The 12,498-nt window shown below is 28.8% G+C and carries 9 protein-coding genes and 1 pseudogene; 1 reads left to right on the top strand and 9 read right to left on the bottom strand.

The window, feature by feature from the left end; translation table 4 throughout:
• Nucleotides 1-44 precede the first annotated feature (44 nt).
• Nucleotides 45-1,637, bottom strand: coding sequence for a potassium transporter TrkG (locus EHU54_RS00515; RefSeq protein WP_400248353.1), 1,593 nt, complete (start codon nucleotides 1,635-1,637; stop codon nucleotides 45-47).
• A gap of 103 nt (nucleotides 1,638-1,740) precedes the next feature.
• On the opposite strand from EHU54_RS00515, the gene EHU54_RS00510 reads away from it, so the two are divergent.
• The gene (locus EHU54_RS00510) at nucleotides 1,741-2,442 is read left to right on the top strand and encodes a TrkA family potassium uptake protein (RefSeq protein WP_338990398.1); all 702 of its coding nucleotides are present in this window, start codon (nucleotides 1,741-1,743) and stop codon (nucleotides 2,440-2,442) included.
• 10 nt (nucleotides 2,443-2,452) lie between these two features.
• On the opposite strand, the gene gatB is transcribed toward EHU54_RS00510, so the two are convergent.
• The 8 genes and pseudogenes from gatB to EHU54_RS00470 all read right to left on the bottom strand — a co-directional run.
• Nucleotides 2,453-3,895 (bottom strand): Asp-tRNA(Asn)/Glu-tRNA(Gln) amidotransferase subunit GatB, encoded by a 1,443-nt coding sequence (gatB, locus tag EHU54_RS00505; protein ID WP_400248351.1) that lies wholly within the window; start codon nucleotides 3,893-3,895, stop codon nucleotides 2,453-2,455.
• On the bottom strand, nucleotides 3,888-5,366 hold the full coding sequence (locus EHU54_RS00500; RefSeq protein ID WP_400248350.1) for an amidase family protein: 1,479 nt from the start codon (nucleotides 5,364-5,366) through the stop codon (nucleotides 3,888-3,890). The genes gatB and EHU54_RS00500 overlap by 8 nt, the downstream gene beginning before the upstream one ends.
• Nucleotide 5,367: 1 nt before the next feature.
• Nucleotides 5,368-5,661: an Asp-tRNA(Asn)/Glu-tRNA(Gln) amidotransferase subunit GatC gene (gene gatC, locus EHU54_RS00495; RefSeq protein WP_342256400.1), complete on the bottom strand. Its 294-nt coding sequence runs from the start codon at nucleotides 5,659-5,661 to the stop codon at nucleotides 5,368-5,370.
• Nucleotide 5,662: 1 nt separating this feature from the next.
• The gene (ligA, locus tag EHU54_RS00490; RefSeq protein ID WP_400248349.1) at nucleotides 5,663-7,666 is read right to left on the bottom strand and encodes an NAD-dependent DNA ligase LigA; all 2,004 of its coding nucleotides are present in this window, start codon (nucleotides 7,664-7,666) and stop codon (nucleotides 5,663-5,665) included.
• 11 nt (nucleotides 7,667-7,677) lie between these two features.
• The gene (locus EHU54_RS00485) at nucleotides 7,678-9,303 is read right to left on the bottom strand and encodes a hypothetical protein (RefSeq protein WP_400248348.1); all 1,626 of its coding nucleotides are present in this window, start codon (nucleotides 9,301-9,303) and stop codon (nucleotides 7,678-7,680) included.
• A gap of 113 nt (nucleotides 9,304-9,416) precedes the next feature.
• On the bottom strand, nucleotides 9,417-9,899 hold the full coding sequence (locus EHU54_RS00480) for a PTS glucose transporter subunit IIA (protein ID WP_400248378.1): 483 nt from the start codon (nucleotides 9,897-9,899) through the stop codon (nucleotides 9,417-9,419).
• 434 nt (nucleotides 9,900-10,333) lie between these two features.
• Nucleotides 10,334-12,067, bottom strand: coding sequence for a phosphoenolpyruvate--protein phosphotransferase (gene ptsP, locus EHU54_RS00475; protein WP_400248346.1), 1,734 nt, complete (start codon nucleotides 12,065-12,067; stop codon nucleotides 10,334-10,336).
• 323 nt (nucleotides 12,068-12,390) lie between these two features.
• Nucleotides 12,391-12,498: pseudogene (locus EHU54_RS00470) on the bottom strand (IS5/IS1182 family transposase); the annotation flags it as partial.

Below are 12,498 nucleotides of genomic sequence, written 5' to 3'. Positions count from 1 at the left end.
AAAAGATATCATTTTAAACAAGAGAAAAAAATTATTTTTTCAACCTATCCAATTAAAATATTTTCTTCAACATAACTGTATTCTTTTTCACTACTTCCACGAATTGAAACTAATAACGTTGAAGAAACTCCTAATTGCCCAATAAACATTAATAGAATCAATATTAAAGTACTTAAAATACCAATGTTATATAGTTCGGTAAAATTTAAAGTACTTAATCCTGTTGTTCCAAATGCACTACAAATTGTAAAAAAAGTATTTAAAACATCAAGATGAGGATTTTCAGCACTAATACAGATAATGGCAATTGCAATTAAACCTCCTGAAATAACAGTAACTCCTAACGCTCGTTTTACTGTTTCATTTGGAATTTTCCGTTTAAAAGCATTAACACTATTATTATTCCGAATAATAGACCAAATTGTAATGATAATAACAGCTAAGGTTGTTGTTCGAATCCCCCCTGAGGTAGAAGAAGGCGCTGATCCAATAAACATCATAATTGACATCACTATTCGTGATCCTGGTAAAAAGTTACTCATTTCAACTGTTGAATAACCTGCATTTCTGGTTGACATTGTATTAAAGAAAATATTCATAAAACCATTTCAATTTGATTTTGAATTTCGTAAAATACTTTCCATATGCTGAGCAGTTTCAGGATGGATTGTATTAATATTCGTAAATTCAATTAATCAAACACTAAAAACACCAATAATTGATAAACCGATATAAGTAATTAAATTAATTTTAGTAAATAAGGTAAATTTAACATGTTCTTTTCGTCGTCAGGCTACAAATTTTCGTTTTAAATCGTAAAAAGTTGGAAAACCTAAACCACCAATAATAAATTGGAATAAAAACACAAATTGAATAAAATAATTAGTATTATAAGGCATTAATGATGAATTACCAATAATATCAAACCCAGCATTATTAATTGATGAAATTGAGTGGAAAACACCGCTTCATAAACTTCGTCAAAAATTATGATAAGTAACATTATCAATCATGAATTTTCCTTCTACTGATAACGGTGAAAAATAAAAATTACAAAATAATAAAATTGCCCCAAAACATTCCAAAATAATTAAAAAAATAAAACTATTTTTAATTAAATCCATTGTATGCCCAAAGTTACTACTTCCTCGTTCACCTTGCACTAGCATTTTATCCTTAATTGAAATTCGACGCCCTAATCATACAAAAATCATAATTTTAAAAGTAGCAATTCCAAAACCACCTGTTTGAATTAAAATTAAAATTACCAATTGTCCCCAAAAAGTATAATCCGCTGCAGGATTACTAATTATAATTCCAGTATCAGAAAAAGCACTAGCAGCAGTAAATAAACCAATTAAATAATTTCACGCAAAAGTAACTAAAGGGTTTAAAATTTTACCTTTTCCATCAAGAATCATCCGTTCTCCGCCATGAACAAAACCTGGAATTGATAACAGTAGTCCGCCTAAAAGAACAATTAAAATATAAACTAAAAATAATCTTCCCGATATTTTTGAGAAGGGTAACCAATGACGACGCCGTGTTAATGGTGCAGTTGGGTCATTATTACGTTGTCGTTTATTATCATTTTTTCTTTTAAAAATATTTTTGAAATATAATTGAAAAAAAACCATTTGTGTCCCTCTTTCATTAATATTATTATATACTACAAGTTAGTAATTATTGCTAATAATAAAAAAAATAGTATAATTAAAATTGCAATAAGGGGGGAAAGGAATGGCAAGAAGAAAAAGTTTTGCAATTATTGGACTAAATAATTTTGGACGTTCAATAATTGAAACACTAATTGCGAGAAAACAACACATTATGGTCTTTGATATTGACCAAACTAAGGTTAATAATATGATTGCTAGTTATGAACAAGTTGATGGCGTAGCATTAGACGCAACAGTTAAAACAAATCTAATTGAGCAAGGACTAGACGAGTATGATACTGTCATTATCACAATCGCAAGTAATATTGAAGCTAGTATTTTAACAATTATTGGATTACAAGACCTTGGAATTACTAATATTATTGCGAAAGTAAAAGATATCCGTCATGCACGAATTCTAAAAGCATTAGGAATTAATAATATTATCCAACCCGATACAATGGCCGGAAGTATTACGGCAACTAAAGCAATGTTTGATATTGACATTGAAATGCAAACTGTTGATGAAAATTATGCATCATTAATTATTCAGGTGACTGATCCAAATATTGAAGGACAAACATTATCAGAATTACGTTTTATTAATAATAAAGATTATAATATTGTTTATGTTAAACGTAAAGGCCGTGTTATTTTACCCGGAGATGTTGAAACAATTAAATTAGATGATGAATTATTATTTATTGCTAAAATTAGTGCAATTAATGATTTAACAATTAAATTACAAAAAATTGATCAAGAATATGAAAAAGATGGTAAGTAACCATCTTTTTTTATTTCCCTTGTTTCGCTGTAATTAATTCAATAACTACTTGTTGGCCAATTTCTGGGGCAACTTGTCCTTTTGTTAATTTCATTAATTCACCCATAAAAAACTTAATTACTCGTTCTGGCCGTTGCTCATATTGTTCTAGCATTGCTATATTAGCATTAAAAACTGGCTCAATAATTGTTTTAATTTCAACTGGGTCACTAATTTGTTTTAATCCTAATTCAGCAACAATTTTCGTTGGAGCACAATCTTCATTTAAAATTCGTTGTAACACTGTTTTGGCTTGTTTATTTGAAATTATATTTTGATTAATTAACATAATCATTTCAACTAAATTTTGTGGTGTTAATGCTGTTTCACTTATTGTTAATCCTTTTTGATTTAAATAAGCACTAATATCACCAATTAAATAATGAGCAATCATTTCATAATGTGGTGATAACTTAATTGCTGTTTCAAAAAAATTCATTAAGGCATAATCTTGTAAAATAATTTCAATATTAGCTGGTTTTAAATTTAATTTTGATAAATAACGTTTACGTTTGACAGCTGGTAATTCTGGCATATTTTTAAGAGCTTTTGTCATTCAATTTGGATCTAATTTAATTGGAAAAATATTTGGTTCAGAAAAATATTTATAATCAATAGCATCAGTTTTATGACGCATTAAAACCGTTGTTTTTGTTTTTTCATCAAATCGGCGTGTTTCTTGTTCAATTCTTTTTCCCATTAATAAAAGTTCACTTTGTCTTGTAATTTCATATTCAATTGCCTTTTCAGCATTTGCAATTGAATTAAGATTTTTTAATTCAACCTTATCACCAAATGTTTTCACACCAATTGGACATAACGAAATGTTAACATCGCATCGTAATGAACCTTCATTCATTTTAGCATCACTAACTTTGGTATAAACTAAAATTTCACGTAAAGTTTCTAAATATTGACGAACTTGAAACGCTGACCGTAATACAGGGCGAGTTACAATTTCAATTAAACCAATTCCAGCACGATTATAATCTAATAACGTTTGGTCTTCTTCATGCAACTGTTTAGCAGTATCTTCTTCAATATGCAGACGTTCAATTTCTACTTTAAAAGGTTTATTATTCTCATCAATAATCGTTAAATATCCATTTTGACCAATTGGATAATATTGCTGCGTAATTTGGAAACCTTTTGCTAAATCAGGGTAATAATAATTTTTACGATCAAATTGAATGACTGGATCAATTGTCAAATTAAGTGCTTGGCAAGCAATTAACGCTAACTCAACTCCCTTTTTATTAACTGTTGGCATTACTCCTGGATACCCAACATCCATTGGATTAACCATACTATTGGGTTTAGCCCCATAACTCACTGCGCCAGAAGAAAACATTTTTGTCTTTGTTTTTAATTCAACGTGATTTTCAATTCCAATTACTACCTCAAAATTAATCATGATTGTTCCCCCTTTCTGGTGCCACTTTATTTTTAATTCCAACAATCTCTTCAATTAATAAACTAGCATTAAAGACCTTTTGGTCAGCAAAAGGAGCAGCATTAACATTTATTCCAATTGGCATTTTATCAACAAAAGCAAGTGGAACAGTTAATGATGGATTACCCATTAAATTACCTAATACTAATAAATCATCAACATAATTTTCTAGTTCTGCCTCTGTTAAAATTTGATCTTTAATAATAGTAGTAATTTTTGGAGCAATCGTTGATGCAGCTGGTAATAATAAAAAGTCATATTTTGCAAAAACAGTAGTTAAAGCATTGACAATTAAACGTCGTACTCGTTTTGCTTTTAAAAATAATAATGTTTGGTTATTTTTTGTTAAAGTGTATGAACCAATAACATAACGACGTTTAACAACATGACCAAAACCATTAGTTCGTGAATTCATCATTACTTCTTGATAAGTGTCCCCATCAACTCGTGTTCCATAATTAATTCCATCCAACATTGAATGACTACTTACTGCTTCGGTAAAAGAAATCACCATATAAACTGGCATTAATGCTTTTAGTAAATCTTCTGGAAAATCAATTGCTGTAACACTAATCTCGCGGGCTGTTAATTCATCATATAAATGATCAAAATAAATTCTAATTTCATCTGGAAGAATCGCATGCGCATTTTTTAAATAAGCAAATTTTTGTTCTTTGATTTTTTCTGATGATAAATTTTTAAAATAACCTTGTTCCTTACTCTTTAATGAGGTTGCATCCTTGTGATCTTCTTGTGCTAAATAATCAAAAACAATTGCACTGTCTTCAACAGTTCGAGTAAAATATCCAACCGTATCTAATGATGGCGCATAAGGAAAAACACCATACCGTGAAATTAAACCATAAGTTGGTTTAAAACCAACAACACCACAATAACCTGCTGGTTTTCGTACTGAATCACCTGTATCTGTTCCTAATGCAAATGGAACAACACCAGCTGCAACTAAAGCTGCTGAGCCAGATGATGAGCCACCAGTAATCCGGCTTAAATCTCAAGGGTTTAAAACATCTCCTGTTAAGGCATATAAACCATGCCCACCCATTCCTAACTCATCCAAAGCTGCTTTTCCTAATAAAATACTATTGTTTTCTTTCAAAATATTAGTTACTGTTGATTCATAATTTGGAATAAAATTTTCTAAAATTTTTGAACTCGCCGTTGTCTTAATTCCTTTTGTTGCAAAATTATCTTTTGCAAAATATGGTAAGGCAAATAAATAATTATTTTTAGGAACAACAAGGTGGTCTAATTTAGCTGCCAAAGCTGTGGCTTCTGTTTTTAATTCTGTCACTGTTGCATTTAAAACCTGATATTTGTCTAAATTAGTAAAAGCATTCTTAACTATTTGCGATGGAGTAATTTTTTTAGCAACTAAAAGATGATGTAATTCTTTGATTGAATAAGCTGCCATTCTATTTAACCACCTTATTAATTACAATATAATCATCTATTTTTTTTGGTGCTGCCGCTAAAATTTCAGCTTGCGGAGCAACATCAATCTCATCATCCTCACGCAAATAGTCAACTGTTAAATCAAATGGAAAATGCATTGAATGAACATTAGTTGTATCAATTTTTTGTACTAAATCCATTTGTTTTAAAATAACATCAAATTCTTGACTTAAATTAGTTAGTTCCTCATCTTGTAAATCTAGCATAATATCATGTGCTAACATTTGTAACACTTCTTTTGTAATTCGCGCCATCTTATCCCTCCTTATTTAATAATTGTTGAAATTCTTCTTCATTAATAATTTTAACATTTAATTTTTGTGCTTTTACTAATTTATTACCAGCATCAGCCCCTGTCAGTAAATACGTGGTTTTTGCACTAACACTTTCAGAAATTTGCCCACCATAACTTTCAATTAACTCTTTAAAATATTCTCGTGGTTTTGATAAAACTCCGGTAATCACAAACCGATAATTTTCAAACTTCTGTGCTAAATGCTGATTAGTAGCATAATACTCCATTTTAACCCCCTTTTGGCGTAGTAAGGCAAGTTCTTGTTGATTAGCTGGAATTGCAAAATAATCAACAACACTAGCTGCTACAATTGGGCCAATATCATTAATAATTGATAATTGTTCAATATCCATGGCGGCTAAATTAGCAATTGTTTTAAATTGTCGTGCTAATAATTTTGCTGTTTTTTGACCAACATGTCGAATTCCTAATGCAAACAATAATCGCTCTAAGGAATTATTTTTTGAATTATTAATTGAAGCAATCATATTTTCAAATGATTTTTCACCAAAATTTTCTAATTCAATAATTTTCGCTCGGTATTGCTCTAATTGATATAAATCAATAAAACTTTTTAAATATCCTAATTTAAATAATCGTTCAATAATTTTTTCACTAATTCCTTCAATATTCATCGCATTTCGTGAACAATAATGTTCTAACCCCCGAGTAATTTTTTTAGGACAAACAGAATTAATACAATACTGGTCAACCTCACCTTCAACACGTTCTAATAAAGAATTACATTCTGGACAATGCGTTGCCTCATGTCATTTTTGAGCATTTTTTTGGCGACAAGCTACAACATAATTAATCACTTCCGGAATAATATCCCCCGCTTTTTTAACTTGAACATTATCACCAATCCGAATATCACGCTCAGTAATAAAATCAGGATTATGTAATGTTGCTGCTCGTACAATTGTTCCTGCAATACGAACTGGCTCAAGAACAGCATTATAAGTAATCCGTCCTGTTCTTCCAACAGAAGGAAAAATATTAAGCAATTTTGTAACCACAACTTCTGCTGGAAATTTATAAGCTATTGCTCATTTTGGATTTTTAGCAGTATAACTTATGCGATTATATAAATTTAAGTTATTAACTTTAATCACAATTCCATCAATTTCATAACCTAATTGATGACGTTTTGGTTCATACTCTTGAATATATGCTCACACTGCCGCAATATTTGAACAATAACGATACTCAGGATTTGTTTTAAATTTTAATTGTTCTAATCTTTGTAACGCTTCGTACTGTGATTGAATTCCATCCTGCAAAGCATTAACATAATAATATAAAAATGCATTTAACTTTCGTTTTGCAACAATTGTTGAATCTAATTGCCGTAAAGTTCCTGCTGCTGCATTTCGAGGATTAGCAAATTCAGATTCGCCATTTTTCGCACGTTCCTCATTTATCTTCTTAAATTCTTCAACTGATAAATAAACTTCACCCCGAACAGTTAAAGTTGGTTGGTCAATTCGAAGCGGAATTGATTTAATTTGTTTAATATTAATAGTAACATCTTCACCAGTAAGACCGTCTCCACGAGTTGCCCCCATCACTAAAAGATGATTATCATAAACTAATGAAATTGATAATCCATCAATTTTTAATTCACAAGTATATTCAACCTCTGGCAAACCAGTCAATTCTTTAATTTGTTCATCAAAATGAATTAAATCATCATAATTAAATGCGTTTCCCAAACTTAACATTGGACTTGTATGAACATATTTATTAAACTTTTCGCTAACTTGACCAGAAACACGTTGCGTTGGAGAATCAATTGTAATTAATTCACTATATCGTTGTTCAATTGCAATTAATTCTTGCATTGCTCGATCATATTCTTGATCACTGACACTAGGGTTATCATTCACATAATATTCATAATTTCATTGTTCTAACTGTTCTTTTAATACTAAACTACGTTTTTTTGCTTGTTCAAAAGTCATAATATCCTCCTTTATTTTATTATTTTTAGGTTCTTTTTATGATGCGGGGAAATTGGTTGTTTTTTAAAATGCCATTTTTTAAACGGTTTAATTTTCAATGTATAAACACTAATATTTAAGGCAACTAATAACGCAACAATAAAAACCGTAGCATTGTTTAACAAAGCCTGTTCATTAAAAATTAAAATTAAAAAACGCCCAACTAACGGATTAAAGAAAGTTACTGTTAAAATTGATAGCATATTAATTGGAGTTTTTGCAACAAAATTCGGAATTCGTTCAAAAAAGAATAATCAAATTAAAGCTAAACCTAAAAAGACAAAAGAAATAATTAAGAAGACAATATTTGTTCATGGTTCTCAACGCCCTAATTCTAACTGCACATATAAGGCTGATGCAATTGTTTCTAATGTTCAAAAATTTAAGTTATTTTCCCCCATTGCTAAAACAATGACTACTGAAATTAAAGTAAAAATAATTGGTACAACAAATAATAATTTTTTTTGCCCTAGGTACATCATTATTTCAATATCATGTACTCGTGAATAACTGCGATATAACAAAAATGATAAAATTATCATTAACAAAAATAATCCTAAAAAAATAAAAATTAGTAAAATATTTTTTATTTGTGCGTTGTAAAAGATAAAACATAATGTTGAAAATAAAGTAAACTTAACCATATCTTTTAAGAAATTAGTTTTATATTTTAACATACTAATTCATGTTGAAACATAAATAATAAATAACATAATATACGATGCATCTCATTCAAAGGTAATATAACTTGCAAAAATAATACCAATAATTCAAGGCATATTACGACTGCGGTATTCTTCATTTGTGTAAATTGTCATTAAAATAAAAGTGACAAAAAATAAACCAGTTAACATATTCTGTTGATGCCATGAATCATATCCAAAATAATAAATTAATAATTTTGAAGCAGATAAAACAAGGAGTGATGAAGTACCAATTAAAAAACGATTACTTTTTTTATTAGCAAAATTACTCAATAATGTTACAAAAATTGAAGCAAATAGCATTGCATCTAAAATATTTAATAAATTTCAAATAATATCACTTGGATCAATTCCAGTCATTACAAATCAAACTGAGACATTTGTAAACCAAGATAATGTTGCTAAAGCTTGAGCATTAGCAATCGTAACATTTGGATTTAATTTAAAAATAATATTATTATCAACTGAAGCAAAAAAATAAAAACTTAAAATATAACTATTAGTAATGTTTGAACCTGAAGGAGCAATAAAATAATTTTTAGCATAATATAATGCCATAAAAACACCAAATGCAACAAAAAAAATGGCGTGATTTCAATCTCATAAATTAATATTAAATCAATAACGAATAAATAATAACAAAAATAATGAATATAAAATATTAATTGATAATAATGAATAAACTAAAATAATATAACGTAAATTAGGAATAAATTCTAATGGAATTAGCAAAAAAGAAATAACAGCAAAATAAAAGAAAAAACCCATAATCATTCCAAAATAAATATTTTTAGTTCGAATTTTTAAAAATTCGGCTAAAATTGCCCCTGTTGAAGAAAAGACTCAGTAATAATATAAGAAAAAAACAATCGCAATTAAAACTATTTTTACCATTTGACCTTCTTCCTTTCTTAACAATTATAGCAAAAACACTCTAGAATATACTTTATAAACAAAAATAAAAGTGATTTCCATTTTATAAATCACTTATTAGTTAAAATTATTTCCTATTTAATAACAGCAATAATTTCTCCTTGTTTAACATTACCTGTTTTAACAATATTAATTGTCTTACCGCTCATTGTTTCTGGTGTAAAAACAATTGGCGTATCTAAACTTGGTACATTTTCAGCTTTTAAAACTGATAAATCAACATTACATAATAAATCCCCTTGTTTAACATTATCATCTTGTTTTACTTGAATATCGAATCCTTTTCCATTTAATGAAACTGTATCCATTCCGATGTGTAATAACATTTCAACACCATTATTACTTTTGATTCCATAAGCATGACCTGTCGGAAAAACAGTAATTAATTTCCCAGCAATTGGAGCAATAAAATTACCAGCACTTGGTTTAATTGCTAAACCCTCACCTAACATTTTTTGTGAAAATACTTCATCTTCAACTTTATCTAAAGCAATAACTTCACCATCTACAGGGGCAATTATTTCAAGTTCTTTTGGTTTTTTACTAAATAATCCCATCTTTTCTTCTCCTTTTTTCATTAAGCAGACAACTTTGTCATCTATCTTTAGTATACTATAAAATTATTAAATTTATGTGCTATTTTTAAAACAATGGGAAACCAACTAGTTGTTTAACTAAAACCAAAATAGAACCAATTAAAGCAAAAGAAACATAATAAAAATAAAATTAAATACTTATTTTTTTGAAAAGCAACTCGAATTGTTACCTTCTGTTTAACCGCAAAATTATCATTTTTAGTATTATGGCGTGTTTTATACCATTGTCTTCAATATCAAAATTCACTAATAATTGATAATGCCGTAAAAAATAACAACAAAATCAATTAAAACTGGTAATGGAAGGTCAATTATTGCATACGTATTTAGATTTATCATTTAAACCACCTATTTTAATAAAAAATAACACTATATAGTGTTATTTTATCAAAATTTTAGACTTCTAAAGCATTTTTTGTTCTTTTTTCAACTAAAGCCAAAACTTCATCACCTGTTTGGCATTCTAATGCTTCTGTTACTAATTGTTCCATTGCCGAAACTTCTAATTTGCTAATAATACGACGCGCATTTAAAATACTTGTGGCAGACATTGAAAAGTAATCTAATTTCATTCCCATTAAAAGCGGAATTGTTTGTTCCTCTCCAGCCATTTCACCACACATTCCAACCCATTTTCCTTCTTTATGGGCACCATCAATAATTGTTTTAATTAAACGTAAAACAGATGGATTATATGGTTGGTATAAATATGCCACAAATTGGCTCATTCGATCAGCTGCCATTGTATATTGAATTAAATCATTAGTTCCAATTGAAAAGAAATCAGCGTGTTTTGCAAACTGATCAGCTAACATTGCTGCTGCTGGAATTTCCATCATCATTCCAATTTCAATATTGTCTGCCACTTTATGTCCTTCTTTAAGTAAAATTGCTTTTTCTTCTAAGGTAATTTTTTTTGCAGTTTTAAATTCATCAACTGTCGCAATCATTGGAAACATAATACCAGCTTTCCCATGCACACTAGCACGTAATAAAGCACGTAATTGTGTTCGAAAAACATCTGTTTTATCTAAACAAAGGCGAATCGCACGATATCCTAAAAATGGGTTCATTTCTTCTGGAAATTTAAAATATGATAATTTTTTATCACCACCAATATCCAATGTTCGAATAATCACTGGGCGCCCTTGCATTCCTTCCAAAACACCTTTATAAGCTTCATATTGCTCATCTTCAGTTGGGAAATGGTCATTATCCATATATAAGAACTCACTTCTAAATAATCCAATTCCTTGCCCACCATTATCCAAAACACCTTGAACATCTTTTGGTGCTCCAATATTTCCTTCTAAAACAAATTTTTGATATCCATCTTTTGAAACTGTTGGTTTATCTTTAAATGCCAATAGTTCTTGTTGCAATTGTAAAAATTTTTCTTTTTCTGTTGTCCAAGTTTTAATCTCCACCGATGTTGGATTTAAGATAACTTCTCCTGTTGTTCCATTAATCATAATTATTTCATGAAGGTTTGCTTGTTTTGTAATATCTTTTAATCCTAAGACAGCTGGAATTTCTAGACTACGGGCCATAATTGCAGCATGACTAGTACGCCCCCCCATATCACAACTAAATCCTTTCACAAATTTAGGATTTAACTGCGCTGTTTGTGAAGGTGTTAAATCTTCAGCAACAATAATAACTTCTTCACTAATAGTTGCTAAATCTAAGATCGGAACATTTAAAATATACTTAATTAAACGATCAGTTACATCTTTAACATCAGCTGCACGCTCTTTAAAATATGGATCATCCATACTTGTAAACATTGTAATAAATTTTTGAGCAACAGTATGAATTGCATATGCTGCATTATTGTTATTACTCTTAACGATATTTTTTGCTTCATCAATCATTGCTGGATCACGCAAAATTTCCTTATGTGCTTCAAAAATTGCTGCTTTTTCCGCTCCTAATTTGTCTAAGGCAATCTTTTGTAGTTTTTCAATATCTGTGTTTGCCTTTTGCATTGCTGCTTCTAGTATTTTAATTTCTTTTGCCGAATCAGAAACCGTATTATTCGAAATTTCATATTTTGGTTCTTCTAATTTAAAAACTTTGGCAATTGCAATTCCATTGCTGGCACCTATCCCGTGCAGTTTTTTTGACATAATAAAAAATCCTCACTTCTCTTTCTACTAAAACTATTTTTATTATATACCGAAAACTGGAAAATTGTTGCATTTTAACTAGACTTTTTGTTATAAGACATTATTTTCTGTAAAAAACAATAAATTTAAGTAACTATTTTATTTTTTTATTAGACTTCTTGCATAGCCTATTAAAATAATTATAAATATTTTTAAAAAGATACTAATAGCAAATTATAATTTTAATTAATTATGTCTTTTATTTAAAAATTTAATATTTTCCTACAACGAAAAATGACTTTTTTATTTAAATTATTTAATTTTAAATACATCTTCTATGCTATCTATAATAATTGCAAATTATAAATTGAAGCAATTAAATTAAATCTTAAACTAAATCGTTTTCTATGATTACGATATTTTTCTGTAATAATTTTAAATTTTTTAAGAAT

The organism is Spiroplasma sp. ald (assembly GCF_044714355.1).
Taxonomy (GTDB): Bacteria; Bacillota_I; Bacilli_A; order Mycoplasmatales; family Mycoplasmataceae; genus Spiroplasma; species Spiroplasma phoeniceum.
The sequence above is the reverse complement of the archived record's forward strand: the minus strand, read 5'-3'. Positions and strand labels throughout refer to the sequence as shown.